21 protein-coding genes are annotated in these 26,067 nt (G+C 52.9%); 13 read left to right on the plus strand and 8 right to left on the minus strand.

The window, feature by feature from the left end; all coding sequences use genetic code 11:
• Positions 1-16 precede the first annotated feature (16 nt).
• A complete protein-coding gene (locus FUA23_RS00750) occupies positions 17-817 on the plus strand; it encodes an SH3 domain-containing protein (RefSeq protein ID WP_147928788.1) in 801 nt (266 codons plus the stop codon).
• A gap of 55 nt (positions 818-872) precedes the next feature.
• On the opposite strand, the gene FUA23_RS00755 is transcribed toward FUA23_RS00750, so the two are convergent.
• On the minus strand, positions 873-2,612 hold the full coding sequence (locus tag FUA23_RS00755) for a sulfatase family protein (protein WP_187270834.1): 1,740 nt from the start codon (positions 2,610-2,612) through the stop codon (positions 873-875).
• Positions 2,613-2,725: 113 nt separating this feature from the next.
• Complete coding sequence (locus FUA23_RS00760; protein WP_147928790.1) at positions 2,726-3,172, minus strand: DMT family transporter; 447 nt, start codon at positions 3,170-3,172, stop codon at positions 2,726-2,728.
• A gap of 105 nt (positions 3,173-3,277) precedes the next feature.
• Between FUA23_RS00760 and FUA23_RS00765 the strand changes: the two genes are divergently transcribed.
• From FUA23_RS00765 to FUA23_RS00815, 11 genes are all read left to right on the plus strand, one after another.
• Positions 3,278-3,772, plus strand: coding sequence for a hypothetical protein (locus FUA23_RS00765; RefSeq protein ID WP_147928791.1), 495 nt, complete (start codon positions 3,278-3,280; stop codon positions 3,770-3,772).
• A 165-nt stretch (positions 3,773-3,937) separates the two neighbouring features.
• Positions 3,938-5,143 (plus strand): saccharopine dehydrogenase family protein, encoded by a 1,206-nt coding sequence (locus FUA23_RS00770; protein ID WP_147928792.1) that lies wholly within the window; start codon positions 3,938-3,940, stop codon positions 5,141-5,143.
• Positions 5,144-5,306: 163 nt separating this feature from the next.
• Positions 5,307-6,113, plus strand: a complete 807-nt coding sequence (locus tag FUA23_RS22995; protein WP_187270835.1) for a patatin-like phospholipase family protein — start codon at positions 5,307-5,309, stop codon at positions 6,111-6,113.
• A gap of 498 nt (positions 6,114-6,611) precedes the next feature.
• Positions 6,612-7,853: a DEAD/DEAH box helicase gene (locus FUA23_RS00780; RefSeq protein ID WP_187270836.1), complete on the plus strand. Its 1,242-nt coding sequence runs from the start codon at positions 6,612-6,614 to the stop codon at positions 7,851-7,853.
• A 246-nt stretch (positions 7,854-8,099) separates the two neighbouring features.
• Positions 8,100-8,567, plus strand: coding sequence for a hypothetical protein (locus tag FUA23_RS00785; protein ID WP_187270837.1), 468 nt, complete (start codon positions 8,100-8,102; stop codon positions 8,565-8,567).
• Between the two features lie 95 nt (positions 8,568-8,662).
• A complete protein-coding gene (locus FUA23_RS00790) occupies positions 8,663-9,154 on the plus strand; it encodes an Lrp/AsnC ligand binding domain-containing protein (RefSeq protein ID WP_147928795.1) in 492 nt (163 codons plus the stop codon).
• 31 nt (positions 9,155-9,185) lie between these two features.
• Entirely contained in the window at positions 9,186-9,527 is a 342-nt protein-coding gene (locus FUA23_RS00795) for a DUF5713 family protein (RefSeq protein ID WP_147928796.1), read from the plus strand.
• A 39-nt stretch (positions 9,528-9,566) separates the two neighbouring features.
• Positions 9,567-11,291, plus strand: coding sequence for an amidohydrolase (locus FUA23_RS00800; protein WP_147928797.1), 1,725 nt, complete (start codon positions 9,567-9,569; stop codon positions 11,289-11,291).
• A gap of 98 nt (positions 11,292-11,389) precedes the next feature.
• Positions 11,390-11,857 (plus strand): pyrophosphohydrolase domain-containing protein, encoded by a 468-nt coding sequence (locus FUA23_RS00805; RefSeq protein WP_147928798.1) that lies wholly within the window; start codon positions 11,390-11,392, stop codon positions 11,855-11,857.
• 220 nt (positions 11,858-12,077) lie between these two features.
• Positions 12,078-12,725 carry a protein-L-isoaspartate(D-aspartate) O-methyltransferase gene (locus FUA23_RS00810; RefSeq protein WP_147928799.1) on the plus strand — a complete coding sequence of 216 codons (648 nt, stop codon included), beginning with the start codon at positions 12,078-12,080 and terminating at the stop codon, positions 12,723-12,725.
• A 172-nt stretch (positions 12,726-12,897) separates the two neighbouring features.
• Positions 12,898-14,064: a hypothetical protein gene (locus FUA23_RS00815; RefSeq protein ID WP_147928800.1), complete on the plus strand. Its 1,167-nt coding sequence runs from the start codon at positions 12,898-12,900 to the stop codon at positions 14,062-14,064.
• Positions 14,065-14,094: 30 nt separating this feature from the next.
• Here FUA23_RS00815 and FUA23_RS00820 read toward each other — a convergent pair whose 3' ends face one another.
• The 6 genes from FUA23_RS00820 to FUA23_RS00845 form a co-directional block, all read right to left on the minus strand.
• Positions 14,095-15,444 (minus strand): DEAD/DEAH box helicase, encoded by a 1,350-nt coding sequence (locus FUA23_RS00820; RefSeq protein WP_147928801.1) that lies wholly within the window; start codon positions 15,442-15,444, stop codon positions 14,095-14,097.
• 178 nt (positions 15,445-15,622) lie between these two features.
• The gene (locus FUA23_RS00825; RefSeq protein ID WP_147928802.1) at positions 15,623-15,994 is read right to left on the minus strand and encodes a RidA family protein; all 372 of its coding nucleotides are present in this window, start codon (positions 15,992-15,994) and stop codon (positions 15,623-15,625) included.
• A 148-nt stretch (positions 15,995-16,142) separates the two neighbouring features.
• Positions 16,143-17,477 carry an RlpA-like double-psi beta-barrel domain-containing protein gene (locus FUA23_RS00830; RefSeq protein ID WP_147928803.1) on the minus strand — a complete coding sequence of 445 codons (1,335 nt, stop codon included), beginning with the start codon at positions 17,475-17,477 and terminating at the stop codon, positions 16,143-16,145.
• Between the two features lie 244 nt (positions 17,478-17,721).
• Positions 17,722-18,342, minus strand: a complete 621-nt coding sequence (locus FUA23_RS00835; protein WP_147928804.1) for an inorganic diphosphatase — start codon at positions 18,340-18,342, stop codon at positions 17,722-17,724.
• A gap of 214 nt (positions 18,343-18,556) precedes the next feature.
• Complete coding sequence (locus FUA23_RS00840) at positions 18,557-19,510, minus strand: FAD-dependent oxidoreductase (protein WP_147928805.1); 954 nt, start codon at positions 19,508-19,510, stop codon at positions 18,557-18,559.
• A 64-nt stretch (positions 19,511-19,574) separates the two neighbouring features.
• On the minus strand, positions 19,575-21,383 hold the full coding sequence (locus tag FUA23_RS00845) for a serine hydrolase (RefSeq protein WP_147928806.1): 1,809 nt from the start codon (positions 21,381-21,383) through the stop codon (positions 19,575-19,577).
• 540 nt (positions 21,384-21,923) lie between these two features.
• On the opposite strand from FUA23_RS00845, the gene FUA23_RS00850 reads away from it, so the two are divergent.
• Positions 21,924-26,018 (plus strand): hybrid sensor histidine kinase/response regulator transcription factor, encoded by a 4,095-nt coding sequence (locus FUA23_RS00850; protein ID WP_147928807.1) that lies wholly within the window; start codon positions 21,924-21,926, stop codon positions 26,016-26,018.
• Positions 26,019-26,067: the final 49 nt, after the last annotated feature.

Genomic DNA, 26,067 nt, shown 5'->3' on the forward strand with positions numbered 1-26,067 from the left:
CTGAAATACTATCATTATGATCAAACACGTCTTCCACTGCTTGCTTATTGGCCTCGCGCTGACGGCCTGCAAGAACGACAAAGCGGTGAGCCCGGAGGAGTCTGCTGTTTCAACCGACCCTGCACCTGCTGCCGAGCCCACTGACGCTATTACTACGTCCGGCAAAATTCGCTACACCTGGGTGGACCAGTTGAACGTAAGGGATTTACCAGGCACGAAAGGCAAGGTGGTGGCGCGCGTAACGTCCAAAGAACCGCTTACCCTGACCGGCGAGACGTCTCCCTCGGCAGAAACCATCGTTTTGCGCGGTGTCGCCTACAACGAACCCTGGTACCGGATTACTACAGCCGACGGTAAGAACGGATGGGTCTTCGGCGGAGCCGTGAAGGAAAAAGGAGCGATGAAAGGGAATGCAGTTATCAGCAATGAAGAATTTGATTTTCCCGTTTTCGGACATTTCAAACTTGAAAACTGGGACCTCCTCTCTATGGATGATTCCAGTGAGGGTGACGCCGAGATCAAATCGCGGAATTTTCGCGCTGAAGACGGGAGAATGCTGAAAATAGAAGAATTTGAAGCTGGCGAACATGGGTACTCCGTAACTCACAGCCTGAGCGATAAACAAGGTAACCTGCTGAAAGAACGGAATTTCTCTTTCTCAACCGAGCCCAATACCATTATTGAAGAAGTTGCCGATTATACGGACATACCCGCCAAGCGCTATATCCGCTCTCAGGAACTCGATAAACATTTCATGCAGCTGAACGAAAGACCATTGATGGTAAAGGGGGAGTGGCGGAGCGAGCGAATCGATTAGTAATCCTGAATCGATCAACTCTCTTTCGTCAATCAAAGTGTTGACACAGAGAGGCTTACCAGCCGATGCTCTCTCCGCTTTCTTTGTAGCCGATCCGGTGCGCGACGGCCCGCAGGCTGTCGCCCCTCTGGTACTCGAACGGGCCGGTGTAAACCTGCCACTTCCCGGGCCGCTGGCCCGGAGGGGTGATCTGATAGGCTATTTGAGCCCCTTCGGTTTTGCTTTCGAGAACGAAACGCCCCATGCTGTCCCGTTTCAGTTGAGGCCGACCAGTGGTCGGCATTTCGGGCTGTCCGTTCCAGAAGCGGGAAACCATTTCACGTTCGTCTTCGGCGCCCAGATCGCCGACTTCATTCAGCCAGTTGTCCATGGCGGAGCGCAGCTCAGCCAGTTTAGTGGCGTACTGCGGATTACCAGCGAGGTTGTTCAGCTCGTGCGGATCAGCCTGGGTATCGAAGAGTTCTTCGGCGGGTTTCGATTTCCGAAACCACTGGGCCTGGGCATCATTGAGCGTTCCTGCGTCACGCGCTTTGAGAAGTTCCTGCATAGAAGCCATTTGCTCGCGGAATTCGAGAGGGAGATAATAGCTCTGTTGGGGCATATAATTGCGGAGGTACTTGAAGCGCCGGTCACGGGCGGCACGGATGCGGTCGTAGTGCTCATCGGTCCGGTCTACGGCCGCAAATACGTATTTGCGGGCCGATGGAAGTTCGGGGCCGAGAAAGGCTTGTCCCTGCAGGTGGCTCGGCAGCGGGATGCCAGCCAGGTTAAGCATGGTTGGCGCCATATCAACGAAGCTTACGAGACTGGAATCGATGCTGCCCGCCTGACGGTTGTCGGGGAAAGCAACGATGTGAGGGACGCGTAGTCCGCTGTCGTACATGAGCCGTTTCTGGCGGGGGAGAGGTCCTCCGTGATCGCTGAAGAAAAATATTATGGTGTTGTTCAGTAATCCGTCGTCTTCGAGTTGCTTGATGAGTACCCCCACCTGCTGATCCATAATTTCGATGTTGGAGTACACCCTTCTGATATCAGTGCGGGTTGGTTCTGAGTCGATGAGATAGGGAGGTATGTGTAAATCTGCATCTGCCGGTATAGTTAGCGGCGGGCGTTCACCCGGAGGAAGTACGTCGCTCCGTTTGAATGTTGTTTCTACGGCTTCTTCGAAGCCGTTTTGAAATCGGAGCTTACTTCTGTGTGTTGTCCAAATCTGGCTCTCGTGGGTGATTTCGAGATCGAAGACTGCGTAGAAAGGTTGGTCCGGCCTGGTCCGGTGGCGCCAGTGCGCTTTAGGGCCAGACTCGTCCCAGGCCGTTTTGGGCGGATGGAACTGGTAGTCCGTCTTCTTGTTGTTGGAGGTAAAGTAACCGTTTTCGCGAAAGATTTGGGAAACGACTTTGACTTCTGGCGGAAGCAGGGCACCGTAAGGCTCCAGACCGATTTTGGCGAGAATTTCTTTGCTCCAGACGGTACGCATATGATGGGCTCCGGTACTGATGGGGTACATACCCGTGATTAGGGAGTGACGGCTCGGTGCGCAGACGCCGGCTACCGAAAAGGTATTGGGATAACGGATTCCGCGGGCCGCCAGGCGACTCAGGTTGGGCGTTCGTGCGGTACTGTCGCCGAACATAGGAAGCATCGGGCTGATGTCTTCGCAATTGATAACCAGGATATTGGGCGGTCCGGTGGTTTCGGCCATTGGCTGTGACGACTTAGGTGCGTCGTTGTTGCACGACGAACAGAACAGAAGCACCAAAAGGAGCGACAGCGAGGAGAAGATTAACCTTTTCATTGGGGGAAGATAAGAGGATACCGAGAATTGTTTATAGCTCAGCATGCTATATTTTAAGCGAAGACCCTGGCCCGTCAACCCGCCCGGGCACCTGCGGCCGCGCCTGCCGGAATTCAGTAAGAACGGATAAGGACCACACCTGCGATAATCATTACGACACCAACGATCCGGGGCCAGCTTACCGGTGAGACAGGAATATCCAGCCAGCCGTAGTGATCCATCATAAGACCAAAAAGCATCTGAGCCGCCACCGTGAGACCAAAAGTGAGCGCTACACCAAGGCGCGGGGTCAGGACGATGATACCATAGACATAAAAGGCTCCCAGTATTCCTCCTATCCAATAATACCAGGGCAGCGTAAGGCCGTCGCGAAGGTTTCCGAAGGGCATCCGCGTAATGAAGGCATAGAGCAGCAGTGCGATGAGGCCAACGGCAAAGGACACGATACTGGCGTAGACCGGGCTTTTCAGCGCGCGGCCCATTTCGGAATTCAGTCCGGCCTGAATTGGTAGCATCAGGCCCGCCGCAATGGCGAGTAGGTAAAAGGGAAGATGTTGCATAACGGCGAAGGTAATGTTGGTAGCTGGTTGAACGTTGGTATATTGGCGCCAACGGCAACAGACAACAAACAACCGCTTATATTTGCGCCAAATTAACCCTTAACTATGCTAATAGAATTCGAAAAACTGACCCCCGCCGAGCAACAGCAAATGTTCGATGCCATCCCTCTGATCGTGATCCTCGTAGCTGGTGCTGACGACGACATCGACGAGGTGGAACTCGCCGAGGCTCAGCGTCTGGCAGACATTCGGAGTTTCAACAACCGGGGACACATCATTGCTTATTACGAGACAATCGATGAGGGGTTGACCGATCGCATTCAACAACTACTCAAAGAATTACCCGATGCACTGGAGCCACGCCAGAACGAAGTGGTTGCCCGTCTCTCGATGCTCAATTCAATCCTGACTAAACTGGACCTTCCGTTTGGTTACCTGTACTACAAAAGCTTCATGTCCTTCTCTAAGCACATTGCTGAGGCACACGGTGGTTTCATGCGTTTCATGACCATCGGGCCCCAGGAGGCCGAAGTTGTCGGGCTGCCTATGCTCGCTCCGGTACCACGTCCTTCAAAAGTCGATTTTCCGGATCTTCCTTAGTCGAGAGGCATACGAAACGAATAACGGGGGAGGTTATGTCCGAATATAAAGGCACTAACCGATCCCGGAAGTTTCCGCCCGTGCGTAAGTGATAAGGCTCAATGTCTTTATCCTTTTCCAATCTGTGACAGCACTTCGTGCTGCCTACCATCAATATTCCTACCCATGTCTAAAGTAATGATCATTGGCGCCGGAGGCGTCGCCCGCGTGGTTGCCTATAAATGTGCCGAACACCCGGAGATATTCAGTGAGTTTATGATTGCCAGCCGTACCGTCGCCCGCTGTCGGGAGATTCAGGCTGACATCAAAGAGGACCTCGGTTACGACCGGATTACCACCGCCGCAGTTGATGCGGAGGACATTCCTGCTCTAACGAACCTGCTTAAAGAATACAAGCCGGTGATGGTCATTCACGTTGCGCTGCCTTATCAGGACCTTACCATCATGGAAGCCTGTCTTGCCGCCGGCGTTCACTACCTCGATACCGCGAACTACGAACCCAAAGAAGAGGCTAAGTTCGAGTACAGCCACCAGTGGAAATACCATGACCGCTTTAAGCGGGCTGGCCTCACTGCCATCCTCGGTTGTGGCTTCGATCCGGGCGTGACGGGCGTCTTCACGGCTTACGCCGCGAAGCACATCTTCGACGAGATGCACTATCTCGACATCGTAGACGCCAACGCCGGCGACCATGGCAAGGCCTTCGCGACCAACTTCAACCCCGAGATTAACATCCGGGAGATTACCCAAAACGGTAAGTACTGGGAAAACGGCGAATGGATTGAAATCCCGCCCTTCAGTATCCGCAAGGACCTGAACTACCCGGACGTTGGCCCCAAAGCCAGCTATGTACTGTACCACGAAGAGCTTGAGAGCCTCGTGAAGCACTTCCCGACCATCAAGCGCGCCCGTTTCTGGATGACCTTTGGTGATGAGTACCTCACCCACCTGCGTGTGATCCAGAACATCGGCATGGCGGGTATCGAGCCGGTGATGCACAAAGGTGTGGAGATCATCCCGCTTGAATTCCTCAAAACAGTGCTACCTGATCCGGGTGATCTGGGCGAAAACTACGTGGGGCAGACCAGCATTGGTTGCCGCATCCGGGGCATCAAAGACGGTAAGCCTCAAACCTACTACATCTGGAACAACTGCCACCACGCACAGGCCTATAAAGAAACCCGCGCTCAGGGCGTAAGCTACACCACCGGTGTACCGGCGATGACCGGCGCGATGATGTTCCTGACCGGCGAGTGGAAAGGTGCCGGCGTTTACAACGTCGAGCAGTTCAATCCCGACCCGTTCCTGAAAAAACTGGCCAAGCACGGCCTGCCCTGGAACGAAGAAGTAGGCGGCGAGCTGGAACTTTAATATTCCAGCTTTCCCAAAGAAAACCTGACGTAATGAGGGGTTTCACGAACGGCGGTAGCCGTTGGTGGAACCCCTCATTTTTATTAGGCATGAACCTAAAAAAGGCAACGACCGGAATTCAACTCATCGGAGCCTTATCTTTGCCCGAGAAATTAATCAAACCGTGTCAAATTCCGATCTAACCATCGGCCTCACCCTCTCCGGAGGTGGTGCCAGGGGAGCAGCCCATATTGGTGTGCTGAAAGCACTCCTCGAAGCGGGAGTGGTCCCGAATCGTCTGGTGGGCGTAAGCTCCGGCGCCATTGTGGCAACGCTGTATGCCACGGGGATGGCACCGGACGAGATGCTGAAATTCGTCCTCGAATCCTCGATGCTGCGGGTGATCAAACTCGGGATTCCGCTGACCGGACTTACCTCGCTGGATTATCTGAAAGAGCGTCTTGCGATCATCTGGCCGGACAATTCCTTTGAGGGCCTGAAGTATCCCCTGCACATTGGGGTTACAAACCTCAATACCGCAAAGCAGGAATTGGTGAATACGGGGCCATTGCACGATATCCTTGCGGCAAGTTGCTCCATCCCATTCGTATTCAAGCCCGTAGAGATCGACGGCTATAAATACGTAGACGGCGGTGTAATCCGCAATATGCCCGTAGAACCGTTGCTGCATGATACCGATTTCATTATAGGCAGTAACCTGATGCCCTACGGTTTGCTGCCGCCCGCCAACATCAATACGGTAATCGACGTGGTGTGGCGCACCTTCGAGCTCTCGATCATGAGTAATACGATTCCGGGGATGGACGTCTGCGATATCATCATTGAGCCCTCCATGCTCAACGATTGTAATATCTTCAATTTCACCAGGCTGCAGGATATGCATGATCTGGGGTACGAACATACCTGCGCCCGGATGCCGGAAATACTAAATGCTATCCAGCTCAAGCGGGAGTTGTTGGAGGCTTTGTAGGAGCAGCTGGCGCGGCCGCGGGTGCAAGGGAAGGTTGAAAGGGCGCAAACCAGATTGTCGCTCAACCCCCTCCCTGCCTCCCCAAACCGCTGCGCTGGGGAGGAGTAATCGCTTCAATTTGATTTGCGCCCAGTAATCATGGCTTAAAATTGTATTGTCTTAGATCGCCTGAAACTGTGTTGCAGGTTGCTGGTTGACTAGTTCGAGGTTGTCGGCGGTGGATGAACGACCAACTGGTAAGCATCGTCCAGCCGCACGTCAAGGTAATATTGATCTATAGTTGCCTCCGGTCATAAAAGGTGAAATTTTGGCCATATGTTAAAAGCGGCCGCCAAAAATCACCTGGGTGGCCGAGGAAACTATAAATAGGATGTAGCCATTCATACGAGCATAGCGGTACCCTATAATTGGCAGGGGACGAAGCCGGACGCGACAGCCTCGGCAAAGTCAGCGGGACGGATAGTGATGGAGTCCGCGGGAACGAGCTATCTTCGCCTTGTGAAATTTACAGATTACCCCCTCGCCCCCGAAATCAAACGAAGCATTGGCAAGCTCGGCTGGAAACGCCCAACGGACATCCAGTACAAGGCCATTCCCAACATCCTCAAGGGAGAGGATGTGATGGGTATTGCGCAAACCGGAACCGGTAAAACGGCTGCCTTTGCCATCCCTGTTTTGCAGATGATCCACACCGGCAAGGAGAACGCCCGCCGCAAAGACGGTATCAAGTGCCTGATCATGGTACCCACCCGCGAGCTTGCGATGCAGCTCGACGGAGTGTTCTCCAGCCTCGCTAAGGGAACAAGGGTAAACGTCTTCGCCCTCACCGGTGGGGTAGAGCAGGATCCCCAAATCCAACAGTTGCAAGACGGTGTCGATATCCTGATTGCCACCCCCGGCCGGATGTTTGACCTTCTGAACCAGAAAGTCCTGCGCCTGGAGCGCGTCAACATCCTCGTCCTGGACGAGGCAGACCTGATGCTTGACCTTGGTTTCATCGAAGACATCAGAGGGGTGCTCGGTCACCTGAAAATGCGGCGACAGACCCTGTTCTTTTCGGCTACCATCAATGAGCAGATCAAAAAGCTGGCGTACACCCTGGTGAAGAAGCCGATCCGGATTCAGATCAGTCCGAAAGACCCCATCTCTAAAAACGTCGAGCACTCCGTCGTTTTTATTGAGATGGACGACAAGCGCTTCTTTCTGGAACGATTTTATAAGGAGCATCCCGAAGCAAAGATTCTAAGCTTTGTTCGCACCCGCGTCCGCGCCGAAAGAGTCGCCAAAGCCATGAACCGGGCCAACATCAGTAGCCTGATCCTTCACGGGGATATGAGTCAGGAAGACCGCGTTGCCGCGCTGGAGTCTTTCCGCAACAACGAAAAACGGCTCATGATTGCCACCGACGTCAGTGCCCGTGGTATCGATATCCCCGACGTGACGCACGTGATCAATTACGACCTGCCGGACCAGCCAGACAACTACGTTCACCGCGTAGGCCGAACCGGCCGTGGCGCCAACAAAGGCATCGCTTATACCTTCTGTGCTCCGGAAGAGCACGACAAACTACGCGCCGTCGAAAATTACACCGGCACCGAAATTAAGGTCATCGACGTAGACCGCGCCGTCTACCGTCAAACCAAAGAGTTCAATCGGATCGACAACATGGACCTTGGCGCTTTGATGGATGAAGTAGAGGAAACCCTGAAGCGGAAGAAGAAAAAGAAAGGCAAAGGATAGGCCATGGAGCTCCGTGCACGGGATGCCGGAGATTACCGGATTGTATGTGCTGCACCCCGGCACCAGGTGCTCAAGACGTATCCCTTATCGCCGGAAAAGCGCTAACTTTAGCCAATTACTAAATCGTCTCCCGTCGCTACTTTTCCCGAGTCGGACCTGCTTTTTCATTTCCCCGACGACTGGATCGTTCGGAAATACGATGATACCGTTGCGTACCAATCGTTGAGCGGGCATGGTTTGAAAGGAGTGGATTTCATTGCGTTGTCGCCGGATGAAAAGCTCTGGCTGATTGAGGTGAAAAATTTCCGGCCCCGCATCAGCGATCGCGACGGACAGGAATACCGGGCCAACCGCAAAACGCCTGCGCTTTTAGCAAAGGATATTTCGACAAAGTTCCACGACAGTAAACGCCTTATCCGAATAGTAGACGCCTACCTGAGGGGAAACTGGTGGCGAAGGTTCCGCCTGTGGTGGTACACCTGGCGCAGGAAGCCTGCACCTAATTCAAACTATTGGTTTTGGGCCGAAGCCCGTCGCCGTTGCGATGATACCCACAACGTTATTTTCGTGCTCTGGATGGAAACACCAGAGCGGAAAACCGGCTACGATGATGAAGTGGCAGCGCACATCCTCCAACTGATGGGAACCGGGGACCAGGTAATCGTTGCGGAAGGAGACCGGGAAAACGGGCTACCGTTTGGGCTGGTTGGGTAGCGAGATGCTCCGGTGCTGAAGCAGGTTCGACTTATCAGATTCTGCCGGAGACACAAAAAAATCCCCCTTATCTTCCCGGCTGCAAAGTGAAAACAATGAAGAAAACGTACGAACTGGACGACCTTGATCGCAAAATTCTGGCCTTACTCATGGAGAACGCAAAACGGCCGTATACCGAGATGGGAGCCAAGCTCTTCGTCTCCGGAGGAACCATTCACGTACGGATGAACAAGCTCATTGCTGCCGGAGTGGTAAAAGGGGCCGCGCTGCAGGTCGATCCGGCCCGGATCGGTTACGATATAACCGCCTTCCTGGGCGTATTTCTGAAGAGCAGTGGCCAGTACGGTAACGCTACGGATTACTTAACCAACATCCCCGAAATTGTTACGGCCCACTACCTTACCGGAAATTACAGTATCTTCCTCAAGGTTGTCTGCCGGGATACTGATCATTTACGGGATACGCTGGCGCGTATCCAGGCGTACGAGGGCATCCAGCGAACGGAAACCTTCATCTCCCTCGAAGAATCAATCAACCGGCCGGTACAGGTTGTGCCTCCGTCCGAATTGAAAGACCTGTTAGAGTAAATTTTGCATCCTAAAACCCAGACAAGTACGAATGGAAATTCTTAATCCGCAAGCAAAAAGACATCCTTTCCTCAGCGAAATGATGGACGATGCATTTTTCCCTCAGCCCCTGGTACTAAAGGGAGTTAAAATACTGGAAGACTTATGCCTGGCCATGGAAAAAGAGCAACCAAAAAATCTTGCTGGTCTGTACCAACTCACTCACCAGGCTACATTGCTGTTCAACAATTTAGGAGAAGAACTATTAGAGAACGACAGCGAACTAGACACGGTGGCTCGCGAGATCATCGCAGCCGATTTTGAATTCATAGCCTCCGCATACGGATTTGTTGACGCAGACGTAGAAGAACTGATCGAACCCCGGGATTGGTAGAGAACCAACCCAGACCCATTCCAAAAAATAATCAACTAAATGAAACACTTATTCTTACTCCTTACCCCATTCTTTTTCTGGGCCTGTGAACCCAACGACCCCGCTACGGGTGACGAGGCCGGCCTGCTGGTGTACAACGCGAAAATATGGACCGGCCAAGGCTGCTCCGGCGTTGAAACAGCCGCAGGAGATGATTATTGCGCCACGGCAATGGTGATCCGGAATGGGAAGATCGTTGCCGTAGGTAACGATACCACACTGTGGCAAGACATGCTTCACGACGACACCGAACGCATGGACGCGGGCGGGAAATTTGTGATGCCTGGCTTCGTGGAAGGTCATGCTCACTTCAGCGGCCTAGGCAGTTCTTTGCGGAATCTCAACTTCCTGCGCTCAAAGAACTGGGATGAAATTGTAGCGATGGTTGCAGAGCGGGCGGAAGAAACGCCCGAAGGTGACTGGATCAGCGGCAGGGGATGGCATCAGGAAAAATGGGACAAACCGCACGACCACTCGGTGGGCGGCTACCCTGTACACGACGAACTCAGCCGGATGACGGCCAACCACCCCGTTGTTTTACGCCACGCAAGCGGGCATGGTCTTTTTGCCAACGCCAAAGCAATGGAAATAGCCGGGGTGAGCCGCGAGACACCCGACCCCCGCGGAGGCCGGGTACTGCGGGACGCCAACGGCGACCCTACCGGTGTATTCGAGGAACGGGCAATGGACCTCATTACTGATGCGTACCAGAACTGGATTCAAACGATGACACCCGAGTCGCGTAAGGAAGAGTGGCTGGCGGGCATCAAGGAAGCGCAGGATGAGTGTCTGCGCAAAGGCGTAACAAGCTTCGAGGATGCAGGCACGCATTTTCAGGAAGTAACCTGGTACCGGGAACTGGACGAGGCCGATAGCCTGCGCCTGAACCTTTGGGTAATGCTGCGGCATAGTTATGAGGATATGGCCACCTATATCCCTGAGTATGACCTGCCGCATTACGGCAACCGTTTCACCTGCGCAGCAATCAAAACTGAGCTCGACGGAGCACTCGGCTCCTACGGTGCGTGGCTCATCGAACCTTACTTCGACAATCCCGGCTTCGTGGGGCAAAACACTACACTGGTGGCAACGGTGGATAGTATCGCCCAGCTGGCCGATAAGCATAAAATGCAGTTGTGTGTCCATGCTATCGGTGATAAAGCCAACCACGAAACCCTCAACGTGATGGAGAAATACATAAGCCGTGACGATGACCGCCGCTGGCGCATCGAGCACGCTCAGCACCTGGCGGTGGATGATATCCCACGGTTTGCCGAGTTGGGCGTAATTGCTGCTATGCAGGGGATTCACTGTACTTCCGATGCCCTCTTTGCCGAAAATCGTCTGGGCACCGAACGTGCCCGTAGTGGTGCTTACCCGTGGCGCAGCCTCCTCGATGCCGGAGCCGTTATCGTTAATGGTACCGATGCACCCGTTGAAGACGTTGATCCCATCGAGAGTTTCTACGCTACCGTAACGCGCAAACGGGCAGACGGCAAAGCGACGTTCTTCCCCGAGCAGGCGATGACGCGCGAAGAAGGACTGCACAGCTACACCGGGGCTGCCGCTTACGGCGCTTTTCAGGAAGATAAACTCGGTCAGTTGATTCCCGGGCTGAACGGAGATTTCATCGTTCTTTCCAACAACCTGCTGAGTTGCGAAGATGATCAGATCATGGATACTGAAGTGCTCCAAACGTGGGTTGGTGGAAAGCGGGCGTTCTGAGATCAGGAAGCTTTAAGTTCCGGCACAACTTCGGCACTACATCGCTGTGGCGTACCTTGCCCCGACGAACCAACATACCAACGAACCAAAACACAAATATGACCAGTCCGAAAGCCTTGGAAGACGTCGCTGAGTTTCACCGTACTTTTCACTTGCCGGTTCTTGATTCACCGCAAATCCCGGATGCTGACCGCTGCCGGCTACGTATCAATCTCCTGCGGGAGGAATTGAAAGAACTCGAGGAAGCAATCGCCGCTAACGATCTGGTCGAAGCAGCTGATGCTTTCGCCGATATCCAATACGTTCTCAGCGGTGCAATCCTCGAGTTTGGCCTGGGGGAGAAGTTCCGGGGATTGTTCGAGGAAGTACACCGCTCCAACATGAGTAAAACCTGCGCTTCCCGCGAGGAAGCCGAGGCAACCGTTGCGCACTACCTCAAACTCGGACAGAACAGTTCCATCGAAACAAGCGGAGATGTTTTTCTGGTGTACCGGGAAGACGATCGCAAGGTGCTCAAAAACGTCAATTATTCCCCGGCTGATATCAAAGGGATGTTGGAAAGGTAAAACGAGAAAATCATATGCATAACCAATTGCAGTTCGCGAACACTTCCTGGTCCTGAGTCTTTCCGCCAGAGCGGTCTCCGCCCTGGTAAAAGGAAAAGAGTTGACTGGTGGTACTTTCAGTGCTGCAATTGGTTTTTTGCTATCGAAATACCTTTCCGTTTTTGCCAGGCTAATTCCGTATATTTTCCTTTATTGCCATTCTTTATCCGATAATTCAACAATGGACAGCTATCTCCACCGCGGCCAGCGGAAAAAACTAATTGATCAGCTTCGGGCTGAGAACAGGTTTGACTCGAAGGTTTTGGATGTGATGGCTAACATCCCGCGCCACGTATTTTTGGAAAGTTCCTTTCACGCCTTCGCGTACAAAGACGAGGCTTTCCGGATTGGCTGCGAGCAGACCATAAGCCAGCCGAGTACGGTGGCCTGGCAAACGACTGAACTGGAGTTGTTGCCGCGCCAGCACGTCCTCGAGATCGGCACGGGGTCTGGTTACCAGGCGGCTGTTTTATCGTTGCTGGGAGGGCGTGTTTTTACCGTAGAGCGCCACAAACCGTTGTACCGAAAAGCGAAGCTGACGCTCAAGAAACTGAAACTGGATCGCATCCGGTGTTACCTCCGTGATGGTTCTAAAGGCTTGCCCGAGATGGCCCCTTACGATCGTATTCTGGCGACTGCCGGTGCCGCGGCGGTACCTCCACAACTACGGGAACAGCTCAAAATAGGGGGTATTATGATTATCCCCGTTGGCCCCGCCGGAGAGGAGCAGATAATGCTTAAGGTTCGTCGGGTCAGCGAAACAAAGTGGACTGAAGAAGAGCTGGGAGGTTGCCGTTTCGTGCCTTTTTTAGCGGGCGTGGAGAAGTAGTGCTCCGGAAAACAAGAAGCAGGCGCGTACGCAGGTGCAGTATGCGTTAAACAGCAGGTTTTTATGGGGAGCGTCAGCCTTTTCTGATGCAAAGGGATCTTGCTGGCCGGGTTTTATCCCGGGCCGTTGTATGTTTGTCGCCTCGGGATATAAATGTTTAAAACATTAACCAATGCTACCTGCGCTGTTGTTCAGTATGTTCTTTTTGCTGCCTACCTGGTGGCTTTGGCGGGGAGAGCTCCGCGCATGGGCAGCAGTTCCGTTCCTGACCTGCCTGATCCTCCTCGGTTTTACCCTCGGAATAAAACTGGACGACACCAACCACAAACAGGCGATTGCGGACGCAGAGGTCCTGTTAGACCAGCTCCGTATAGCCGACATCTACGTAGCGAATGACCTCACCAACAAAGATGAGTTGCTTCTGCTGACCAGCCTCGGCAGCCAGGCTCTATACCGCACTGCGGCGTATATTCCCGAAAGAAAAGGAGCCGTGGATTCCACGCTTTATATCATGGCGGCCTGGGTAGCCGACCGCAGCAACCTGCGGCAGTGGCAACGAAATGCAAACTGGGACCGTGAGGCTTACTTCCTTGCCCACGCGGGAGCAACCCTGGGGCACTACCAACTGGTTACGAATGATCTGACATTCGAGCAGGCGTTCAAAAACATCGGAGAACACTTGGGTAAACGCCTGCAGCGTGGGAGGTACAAGCACCTCCTGAGCCGACCGGGGGAAGACTTCTTCAGACCGGCAGATAATGCCGCTGCTCTGTACACCCTAAGCCTTTTCGATCAGTTGTATGGTACAAATTACACCAAAGCCAATTACAACGACTGGGCAACTTACCTGAAAGATGAGCTGTATTACGCCGAATCCAGGTTGCCTTGCTCTGCTTTCAGTGCTACCAACCGTTGTACCCTGGAGCCTACCGCCAGTGCCACCGGCCTGTACATCGCTTACCGGGCTGCTGCTTACCCAGAAGACAATAAGAACGACATCCCCTGGCGGGAGTGGTTACACTACTTCGGTAAAACATCCATGAGCCCCTTCAGCATGGGGATCCGGTCTAATATGCGTAAAGGAGAAACACCACGCTTCTGCGACCAAACCGCCTATCCGTTAGACTGCGACCGGTACGAAGAAGCGGTGGGGCTCTGGGCGGCCTCAGAATACAACGGAAACTATACTTACTTCCGTCTTTACGCCGCCAATGCTATGCAACGGTGGTTCTTTTCTCCGGTAAATTATTCTGCCATGCGGGCACCCCGCCGGATTGGAGAACTGACCCGGGTAGCCATCCGGGCTATAGGTTGTAGCCCCGGTGGTGTGAAAAATTAAACGCGAGCGTTCTTCCCGAACCAACTACTGCTACCTCTTTTTCTTCTTCTTACCTCGGGGTTTCTGCCCTCTGGTTTGAGGTTTCTTGTACTTCTTCATCATTTTATCCCGGCGACCCTGACGGACGGCGACCTTGCTATTTTTCTCACTCTTTTCGTGGAAAGCGGAGCGTTCAGGATCGATCTTGATGAACTCCGTATTTTCAGCTACGAACTCTGGTTCCTTCTCCAGGGCAATGAGTTCATCTGATAGTTCGGTGCCGGCGGGGAGCGGATGGACGGGAATTTCGCGCCCCATCAGTTCCTCGATGCTGGCTTTGAACTCCGCTTCGTTTTCGGAAACAAAAAGAATCGCGACTCCTTTTTCCTTTGCCCGGCCGGTACGTCCGACCCGGTGAATGTGCTTTTCGGCGTTGTCTGAGACATCGAAGTTAACAACGTGCGTTACGGAGGATACGTCAAGGCCGCGGGCTACGATGTCCGTCGCTATCAAGACCCGGTAAGTTCCGTCCTCGAAGGATGCAACCGTACCGAAGCGGTTGTTTTGGGATTTATTGGAGTGGATGACGCCAAGTTCTTCGCCAAGAACAGGCTCGAGGCGTTCGTAAAGCGCATCTACCATGCGGCGGGTTGCGGCGAAGACCAGAACCTTCTTCATCTCAGGATGCTCTCGGAGGAGTAGCTCCAGAAGGTTGGCTTTGGAGTTGAAATTCGGCACTTCAAAAGCGTACTGATCAATGTTTTCCAGAGGAGCTCCGGAAGGTGCTGCTTCAATAACCTCGTAGTAGTCGGTAAACTGACTGATGGTGGTCATCACCTCATCAATCATAGTTGCGGAGAAGAAGAGGTGCTGGCGCTTTTTGGGCAGAAAGTCGACGATATCGTTGAGTTGGGTTCTGAAGCCGAGGTCAAGCATTTCGTCTACTTCATCCAGTACGAGTTGCTTGATATTCTTGAGCCGGAGCACGCCGTCCTTCAGGAGGTCTACCAATCGCCCGGGGGTGCCAACCAGTACGTCAACCCCGACTTCAACTTCGGCTTTGTGTTTTTTGATGTTTGTTCCTCCGTAAACACCTACTACTTCTACTGACATGAACTCGGTCAGTTTTTCCACTTCCTGGGTCACCTGAAGAACGAGTTCGCGGGTAGGAACGATGATCAGGATCTGAGGGAAAGGAGATTTTGTAAACCGCCACAACCGCAGACACGGCAGAAGGTAAGCAAACGTTTTTCCGGTACCCGTCTGAGCAATCCCGATCACATCGCGGCCCGCCATAATCGGCCCGAAGGATTTAGCCTGGATCGCAGTGGGCTTCGTGATGCCCATGACGTCGAGGGCGTTTTGTAACTGATTGTTCAGGTTGAGATCGGCAAAAGTCATAGCAAAATGAGTTCCAGGAACAAGCAACTTGCGTTCCGGTGTGGGAGGTAAAAGGGGAGGTTGGTGCTACGGAAGTATACGTTCTTGAAACCTAAACTATGCACCTGCGACCGCGCCACTTACTGTATTTGTGTGATTCGGTTGTGGGTTGACGTTGGTTCCCGGCGGCAAAGGTACGCTAAACGGTACAAGCTACTGCCTCGAGTTCAACCAGGCAGCCATAGTGCAGCTCCCCGGAGGGGACAACGCAGCGGGCCGGGCGGTGGTCTCCAAAAAAACGGGCGTAAGTGGCGTTTACCTGGTCCCAGTACTTTACGTCAGGAATGTAAATTCTTACCGACAGAACGTGGTTGCGGTCGCTGCCCGAATGGCTGAGGAGATGGTCGAGTTTCTCAAGCACCAGTTCGAGCTGAGCCTCGATGCCCTCAGGGATACTACCATCGTTCATTTTGGGGAGTTGGCCGGAAATATAGAGCGTTCCGTTATGCTCTACCACCGGACTATAATGACCTTTCGGGGCGGGGATATCGTTATTCTGGATGATTTTCATAGCGTATACGGGATTTATCGGTATAACCAAAGGCGGAGAAGAAAAGCTGAAAGTACCGGTTTTCTGCCGATGTGAAACGGAAACACCACAACGAAAGAACGCGGACCCTCCCTAAAGAGGATCCGCGTTCCCGAAACAGAGTTGCTTATTAGTGAAGTACAGAAGCAATACCAGCGATCTGGTAAGTACCCTGAATGATTTTGCCAGCCTGCTGGGCTTCAGCCATTGTGCCGAAGGTGCCTGCGTAAACGCGATTGATCAGTTGACCGTCCGGCTTTTGTACGGAGCGGTAGAAGATATTGCTCAGGCCCATCTTCTGGAGTTGATCCACGCGCGCCTGGGCGTAAGCTTCGTTGTTGTAAGCACCAAGCTGAACGACATACTCGCGCGCCGTGGTAACGGGCGCCGAAGCCGTTGGATTTGCTACACCACGCGCCTGAACATTGGCAGGGTTGTAAGCCTGGGGCGTACTGTAAGCCGTTGGTGTTTGGTAAGTTGCGGGAGCAGGAACAGTTCTGGACTCCTGGTAAAGTTTAACCGTCGATGGCGGGGGAGTCGCTTGCTGCGTTGTTGGCTGCTGGGTAACCGGCTGCTGTTGTACGGGAACCGGCTGCTGGTAAACCGGTGCCGGAGTGTTGTAAGTACTCGGTGCCGCTTGGTAAACGCGTGGCTGGTTGTATGTCGGCGCCGGCGTTGCAGCAGTTGGGTAGCGGCTGTACGTAGTAGGTTGGTTCGAAACCGTAGCGGGCTGAACCTCGCGGGAAACGACGGACGGAGTAGTGGGTGCACTCAGTACCGCATAGTTGCCGGAAGTTGCTTGTGCATTAGCTGTACCGTAAGCTGAAGGCTGGCTGTAAGTAGTCGCTTGCTGGGTGTTCTGGGTCTGAGCACCGTAAGCTACGGGAGACGGAGTACTGTTGCCCCGCGCCTGCCACTGACTGTTGTTGATCTGTACCGGGCGCGTAACTGAAGACTGGGTACCGTAAGCCTGAGGCGCAGCGGCTGCAGTATAGTTTGTTGGAGGGGGAGCAGGGTTCCAGTTGCTGAACCCGGTACGCTCGACGGAAACCCGACCGCGGTAGTTGATGCCGAGTTGCGTGGCCGCGGCCTGGCTCAACATCAGCAGGCAATCAGAGCATTCCTGGCCTTTATCATTGATCCGAACACTGACGAAACGGTTGTTGTCGAGGTTTTGAACACGAACCAGAGTACCCAGCGGCAGCAAAGCATGACTGGCGGTCAGTTGCTTGTTTACGTAGGTTTCGTTGTAAGCAGTGCGCTGGCCCTGAGCGTTGGGGTTGTACACGCCAGCCATACCAATTTGTCGTTCGTTGTATGCCTTGTCGAAAGCGATGCGGGAAGGATCGTTGGGGCTGACTTCGTTAGGGTGAGCCTCCGCGGACTTAGTATTCCACTCGAATGTCTGGGCGTTGCTGGCCGTGATGGCAACAAAGGCCAGGGCAAATGTGAGTAGGTATTTCATCTTAAAAGTTGGGGATTATTAAACGATTTGTTCCGAGGGGAAGACAAGACTCTCAAATAGTTAGACGCAAATTAAGGAAGTAGTAACCGGATATACCCGTTTGACATCACCTTTTTGCCTCTAATTGCCCTTTTTTAACACCTTTTTGTGAAAATAGATTAGGAAGTGGTCACTTTTAGTAAGGCTTTAACGCGACTTGTTGAGGGAATGGTATGTGCAGACAATTTAATTTAACTGAAATGTATTAATCCCTCTTCCATTTCCGGACTTCCCGCCAGGCGTAGGTCTCGTCTTCCCACCGGATCAGTTCGGTTTGTTTAGGCCCCTTGTAGTTCAGGAACCAGGATTCGATGATGGAGCGCGCCGCGTCGTGCTCAAGGGCAAGCTCCATGAAATTCTCCGGTTTGAATACCCGGAGGGTGGAATCGGTTGGCACGGCAATTATCTTGGTGTCTATCTCTCCGCGGTCGCGGAGGAGCAAAGCTGCGATCGGTTTAACGGTAAGCCGGGTGCCGCTGGGAACGGATTCACAGACCACGAGTACGTCCAGCGGGTCACCGTCGCCGCCCCGGTCTTTGTCCATCAATGTGTTAGGCACAAAACCATAATTTCCGGGGTAGGGCAGGAAGTTTATTACCCGGGTTGCACCTCCCAACAGGGTGTCATTACTGAAGCCGGTCTCGGTTTTGTATTCGATTTTGTGGTTGGTTCCTGCCGGAATTTCGACGATTACGTTCAGGGCGTCACCGTCCATGCTCGAAACGGCGTAGGGCTCGCGGGGCATATCGTAGGAAGACTCATTACTGCCATTGCAGGCAGTGAACAGAAGCAGGACGGCGAAGAGCGGATAGGTGAAGTATTGCATAGGGCCAAAGATAAAGGTTTGGGGGGTGACGTCGGTGCTGATTGAAAATGACTGATTTAACGCGGAAGTCCGGCTTAGGCATATGTCTGCTGTCGGCACACCCGTCCTTTTTTCAGGCGCGGGCGCAGGTGCCGTGGAGGTTACAATGCGCGGGTGGGGCTGTGAGAATTTTGCTTCGCTGTGCCTTCGGTGTCTGTTGATTATCCGAAGTGGTTCACAGGAGAGCCTGGCTCCGGGTACTGATTGTCCGGGCGAGTTCTATGGCGCATCCCCAACCCACCGTAAAGCCGGCGCCGCCGTGACCGTAGTTGTGAAAAACGTTATGATAATCGGGGTCGAAGGCAAAGCGGATCGCACTCCTTTTGGGGCGCAGCCCCACCAGGGTTTCAAGTATTTGGGGTGTGTTGCCGTTTGGGGAATGCGAATTCAACCTTTTCAGAATCAGGTCGGTGTCAGATTGTTCTACGCTCTCGTTCCAGTCGTTCTCGTAATCTGTTCCCCCAACGATGCAGTCTTCCTGCCGGTTGATGACGTAACTCAGCGCTCCCTTGCGGGTAGCATCCGCAAACGAAGGGAGGTCCATTTTTTTGCAACGCAAAATTTGTCCACGCATCGGCTGCATCTCTGTGTCGTTGCACAGCTCGATGGACCCCAGTCCGGTGCAGTTTATCACGAGTTCATCCAGGGCTGACAGTTGCTGGAGGGAGTTAACGTGTTCGACCTCTAAAATGCCGCCGTTGGCCACAAAACGGGCGAAGAGATGTGGCAAATACAGATGGGGCTCGGCGAGCGGAACTTCAGCAACGAGGGCTGCGCTGATGCCCGGTGGCAATTCATCTTGTCTGGCTTCCCTGACCTTTCCATCGGGTAGTTGCTTCGTCCAGCTCGTATCGCTCGTCGGCGAATAGGCCGTAATGAAAGGTATGAACGCAACACCGTTACCGGGCCGGATTTCGCGTTGGTAGTGGTAGTAAGCCGCCGTAGCCCACACCGTTGCTTTCTCCACCGGAGAAACGGCAAACGGAAACCAGATGGCGCCTACCTTATTAGACAGGGTGTTCTTGTGTCTGTTCTTCGCTACTATTCTGACGTCAAAGCCGGCGTTCTGCAACTCCAGGGCTGAGGTAAGCCCGATGATGCCGGAACCTACCACGGTAATACGATTCATGATGTATGATTTTAGGCCAAAGGGCGCGGGAGATGGTTCGAAAACGCTCTTTTATCTCAGGTAACTACTGCTTTTCGGCGGAAAAGGTGCCGTTCGGTTGGATCAGGATTAACTTAACCGGAGAACTGGTCGTATCGAATTTTGCCTTGTAACCGGGTAGGCCTTTTATCACAAATTCATTTTTACTAACGGGAGATAGCGTGTACTCCGGTTGGCCGGGAACCAGAAGGGTCAGCCCACCGTCCGCCAGCGATACCTTCAGGGCGGCGCCTGCCAGAGCGTACGAGCCGGCGTAAGACGCGAGCACATCAGAAGAGACTTCGGTTACGGTAGGAGTTCTTGTAAAAGAGATAGGATCGAGCGTGGGCTCAAGTTTTATTTTTGCGCCCGTGATGTCTCCCTGATCGTTGGCCTGAAAGTTAAGGTTGAGCCCTCCGTCTTCTTCGTCGGCTACAATTCCGTTGGTGACTGGTACAGTTTCAAACACATCGTAGTGGAGGTGCTTCAGGTAAATTTTTTCCCGGGGCAACTGGCCCCAGAGCGAATCGTTTTTCAGCGTAATGCTGAACGCTCCGTAACCGGGATGATGGTACACTCCGGTGTATTCATTGAGGGTGTGCGACGGAGAGGTATTGGCAACCCGCGAGGACAGTTTGTTCGCTTTTGCCGTCTTTTGCTGTTCCATCAGTTTGTCCAGCATTTCGTTGTAATAAGCTACTCTGTCGGTTGCTTTCAGGCCCAGAAACTCATCGGCGATGATGTCTCTGGCGAGGGCCGGCAGGGCCGAGCCGTTCTGGTTGGCCAGCACAACTATCCCGAGGTCGTTAGCAGGGAAGATAGATACGTTGGCGGAAAATCCGTCGATGTTTCCGCCGTGCTCCATCCGGTACTGGCCCTTATAAGACGATACGAACCAGGCGTAGCCGTAGCTGTTGAGGTGCTGATCGGGGAAGTTGGCATCGGGCATTCCGGTACCCACCAGCATCAGCGGGTTAACGGCCCGGAGCAGGTAGCTTTTGGGTAAAACCTGGGTATCGTCCAATTTGCCTTCGTTCAGCCAGATGCGTAACCAGTTAGCCATTTCGCCAACACTACTGTTAATGCTCCCTGCCGGACTGATGGCTGCAATGTTGTAGTAGGGCATGAGTTCGTTCGTCGTAAAGTCCTTCAGGCTATAGCCCTTTGCGGCGTTTTTCTGTTGCTTCAGGCCTTCAATATTCAGGCTGGAGGTCACCATTTTGAGGGGAGCGAAAAACCGTTCTTCGATGTTTTCTTCCCAGCTTTTGCCTGTAAGCTTTTCGGTAATCATTCCCTGAGCGAGGTACATGAAATTGTTGTAGTGCCATTGCTCCCTCAGGCCGGTGAACGGCTCTTGGTATTTTACCCGTGCCAGGAGGCTGTCTCTGTTTTCGGTCGGGAATAAGTACCACGAATAATCGTGTCTCGGCAGGCCGGTCCGGTGGCTTACCATGTCCAGAATGGTAACATTGGCGTTCAGGTCATCATTATAGAATTCCAGTTCGGGCAGGTATTTGCGGGGGCTGTCGGAGAACTTCAGGCCCTTTTCTTCTACCATCAGGCCCAGGAGGGCGACGGTAAACGCCTTGGAAGTGGAGCCAATCGGGTAAACGGTATTTACGTCGGCTTTCAGTTGTTGGGCGAGGTCCCGGTAGCCGAAGCCTTTGGCGTAAATCACTTTGTCGCCGCGCACAACGGCGACTGAGTAGCCGACGGTTTTGGTCGCTTCCCTGATGGCTTCCAGTTTTTCGTCGAGCAACTCCGCTTTCCATTCCGGCTGTCCTGAACCGGAAAGTGGCAAGCAAAACAGGATGAATACAGCTATATTTCTGAGATAGATAAACCGTACTTTCATGGGGAGGTGGATTTGAGATTTATGGAGATAAGGAAAGGGAACTGCGACAAGATTTACGGAATAGATGGGCGCAAATCAGATTGTCGCGATTGCTCCTCCCCAGCGTCGCGATGTGGGGAGGCTGGGGAGAGGGGGCGACAATCTGGTTAGCACCCGAAAAGATGGTCTGGTCACCGGCTGTTTCTTTGGCGGTACGTTTTAGTTCGTGAGCTGAAAAATCAACCCGCCGAAAAATCGTTTTGGCAGATCAGAGCAAATATTGTCGCTGACAATATAGGCTTTGTCGGGAGGGAGAGGAAGTTACACTGCCCGAAACTTTTCCGGGAAAGAATATTCTTCCAGGTTGTCCGTAAGCAGGCTTGCAAAGTTCAGTTTAAGGAGTACCTTTTGCGCGGCCGCAGGTACAGTGTTAAGTTTTTCGGAGGAGCAACTAAAAGCTGGAGTTCCTGAGGAAGGGTTACTAACTTCACCCTGCACCTGCGGCCGCGCCCTAATCCGTTTCTGTGCGATAAAATTCAGAAATAGTTACTTTTATTGAAAGTGAAGAGAGAGAAATTTTTGTGGGTCAAAATTATGCTGAGCCTGTCGTTGTGCTTTGTCGTCAACATCGAGCTTGCAGCAATCGGACCTGAAGAAGCGGTTTTTCGCCGCTTCAGCCAGTCGAACGGACTGTCGCAAAATTCTGTCTTTTCGATAGCGCAGGACAACCAGGGCTTCTTATGGTTTGCGACCCGTGATGGCCTCAACCGCTACGATGGGTATAACTTTACCCTTTATCATCACAAACACGGCGAGGAAAACACATTGGTAGGTAACGATGTGCGTGCACTGTATTTTGACGCAGGCAGAAAGGCAATGTGGATCGGTACGCTGGAAGGGCTAAGCCGACTGGATCTGGTTACCAACCGGTTCACGAACTATAAATACGGAGTAAGTGGATTGAGCTCCAATTACATCCTGACCATCTATGAAGACCGTAGCGGAAGACTTCTGGTAGGAACGAGAGCCGGGCTTGATCTGTATGATCCGGAAACGGACAGTTTCCGGCAGGTAGCGCCTGCGCCGGGAGTAAAAGCTCCCGCGGTGCATAGTATAACCGAAGATAAACAGGGGCGGATTTGGCTGGGTACCGCCACGGGGCTGGCTGCGCTGAAGGAATCCATGGCGGGCGTACCGCACATAGTAAAGGGCGGAACAGTAGCTCTCACATATCCCGAGGCCCCGGCTGAAGAAGAAATACAGGTAGTATTCTTTGATCGCTCGGAGAAATTCTGGGCAGGAACGGAGAAAAGCGGATTGTTCTGTTGGCCCGACAGCGGCGCATCCCCGGTAGTGTACCGGCACAACCGAAACAAGAAGACCTCACTGAGTAACGATAACGTACGAACAATTGCCCAGGACGCAAAGGGGAACATCTGGATCGGTACCTTCCTGGGCTTGAACAGACTGGTGGCCGGCGAGACCGCTTTTCAACGTTTTCTACACGACGACCGCAACCAGGCGAGCCTCAGCCATAATTCCATTCGCAAAATATTCATCGATAAGCAGGGTGGGCTTTGGGCCGGGACGTATCACGGCGGAGTGAGCTATTATCACCCCAATCTTGCTAATTTCCGGCAGTACCGTCAGGACGGAAGTCCGGCATCTCTTAGTAACAATATCGTCAGTGACATAGTAGGCACAGGAGGCAACAAGTTCTGGATAGGTACGGAAGGTGGTGGGCTCAACTATTTCGATTACGAAGCGAACACCTTCAAAGCTTTCCTGCATCAGGAAAACAATCGTAACTCACTCAGCGGCAATAACGTGAAATCATTGCTTTGGGACGGAGAAGGCCTGTGGGTGGGTACATTCGATGCCGGCCTGAACTACTTCAAACCGGATGTAAACGAATGGCAGCAATACCAGTATAAAGAGGGAAAGGAAAACGGGCTGAGCAGCAACAACGTGTACGATCTGTTACTGGAAGAGAACCGACTCTGGATAATGACTTTCGGGGCGGGCCTGGATATGCTTAACCTGGAAACCGGAGAGTTCGAAAACTTCAGCACTATACGATTAGATTCCACCTCGCTCAGTTCTAACCAGGGGCGGGTGTTACTACGCGATAGTAAAGGCCGGTTTTGGGCAGGTACCGAGAACGGGCTTAATCTGCGTGTGGATGGTGGCGGAAGTACACCTCACTTTCAGCGCCTCCTGCAGGGACGAAGGGTGTACTCACTTACTGAGGCCGCAGACGGAAAGATATGGGCCGGTACCCTGAACGATGGGCTATTTGTCCTTGATCCGGATGATTTCAGTTGGCTCCAGTTCACGGAGGTCAATGGTTTGCCGGGGCATAGCATATTCGGTATCCTTCAGGACAACCAGGGGATGCTGTGGCTGAGCACAAATAACGGAATTGTCAGTTTCGATCCCGAAAGCATGCACGCTACGGCTTTCTCGATAGCAGCGGGCCTGCAAAATCTGGAATACAACTTCAATGGGTATTATAAAGCCGGATCCGGAGATTTGTTTTTTGGTGGTTTGCAGGGGCTAACGGTCTTTTCTCCTGAAAATTTCCGGCCCGATTCCACGCCACCAACGATAGTGTTTACTGATTTGAAGCGCGCAAACCGAAAAGTCCCTATTTCCGAGGATGGTCTTTTGCAACAAGCCCTGAATTATACCGATGAGTTGGTTTTTGACTACAACTCCGCCAATTTCTCGATCGGTTTTGCCCTGATCGATTACCTGGATCCCGCCAACAGCCAGTACGCCTATCGTCTGGAAGGGCTGGAGCCGGACTGGACTTTCAGCAGGGGAGAGTCTGAGGCAACGTACACGATACAGCGGTCCGGGGATTATGTTTTTCGTTTAAAGGGAGCAAACGGCAAGGGTGTCTGGAACAACACGGAAAGAACGATCAGTATTAAGGTGTTGCCACCGCCGTGGCGCTCAGGGTGGGCTTACCTGGCGTACAGCATTCTGGTCATAGGGCTGGTATACGGGTTGTTCCGTTTCGTCAGGCTTCGTCACCGGCTCGATCTGGAGCGAATCGCTAAAGAACAGCAGAAAGCAGCGCATGAATCGCGACTCCGTTTTTTCACTAACATCACCCATGAATTCCGCACACCGCTTACGTTGATTTTGGGACCACTTCAGGACTTGTTGCAGAAACACCGGGAGAGTTCCGACTACGAGAGGATGGTTGGCATCGAGCGAAACACCAAACGTCTGCTTAATCTGGTCAATCAGATTCTGATTTTCCGTAAAATGGAGGCAGACCATGCGCCGCTCAATACCGCGCGGGAGGATGTTATCGCTATGCTGAAGGATATCTTTCTGTCTTTCAAAGAAACCGCGAGGATAAAGAACATCGATTTTTTGTGGGAAGTAGAGACAGACTCGCTTTACTTTGAATTTGACCGGGATAAGCTGGATAAGGTTTTCTTCAACCTGTTGTCCAATGCTTTCACCTTTACCCCGAAGGGAGGCAGGGTTGCGCTGTGCGCATCTTTGGTGAATGCCCGGTTCGAGGTCTCCGTGCGCAACACAGGCCGGGGGATTTCTCCCGAGAACATACCGCACGTTTTTGAACGCTTTTACGAAGATCATTCTACCGCCGGGAACAATACCGGGGCCGGGTCGGGTATCGGACTGGCGCTTTCGCGCCAGTTGGTGGAACTTCACGATGGGAAAATAACGGTAGAGAGCGAGCCGGGCGTCGAGACTCGTTTTATTGTCCGGTTACCGCTTGGACCAACGGCTCACATTGCGTTCGCTAATGTTCCGGATACGGAAATACAGTCTCCGGCGCTGGCAGTGCCGGATTCCGAGGACGGCAAAGTTGTTGTTAGTAAGTCTCCGGCTGGTAAACAGCGGGGTAGAGAGTCTTCAGAGCCTTTACTACTTATCGTTGAAGACAATCCGGAGGTGAGCGCCTACCTGGAAAACATCTTTAAACCCTATTACAGGTTGGTCTGTGCTCCCAACGGTCAGGAGGGGCTTCGGCAAACCCGTTCCCTGCAGCCTGACCTGGTCATCAGTGATGTGATGATGCCGGAGATGGACGGGGAAACGATGTGCCGGCACATAAAGGAGGACATTTCCACGAGCCACGTTCCGGTGATTCTGCTCACCGCAAGGTCCATCGAACCGTTCAAGATTGGCGGCCTCAGGGCGGGAGCCGATGATTACATCACAAAACCCTTCAACCCCGAGGAACTCCGATTGCGGGTGGAAAATACGCTGACGACCAGACGGCGGTTTCGGGAAGGCTTCGGGAAGGTGATGTCTCTTGATCCGAGCCCCGTGCAGGTAACTACGCTTGACGAAGCTTTTCTCCAACAGGCTTTGGAGATCGCGGAAGAGAACATCGGCAATTCAGACTTCAAGGTGGAAGAATTCGCCCGGCAACTGGCGGTGAGCAGAGCCTTGCTCTTTACCAAGCTAAAAGCTCTTACCGGCAAAACGCCGAATAAGTTTCTCCGTGGACTTCGACTCAAGCGAGCGGCTCAGCTGCTTGTTGACAGCGACTTTCAGGTAAGCCGTATTGCCGCTCAGGTTGGCTTCAAAGACGTCAGGTACTTCAGTAAGTGCTTTCAACAGTACTTTGAGGCGACGCCTACGGAGTTCAGGATGAGGGGCAAGTAGTGTTTTTTTGCGCGGTTTCAAAAAATGGGGAGGAATTTTCCTTCACAAT

The organism is Neolewinella aurantiaca, assembly GCF_008014675.1.
Taxonomy (GTDB): domain Bacteria; phylum Bacteroidota; class Bacteroidia; order Chitinophagales; family Saprospiraceae; genus Neolewinella; species Neolewinella aurantiaca.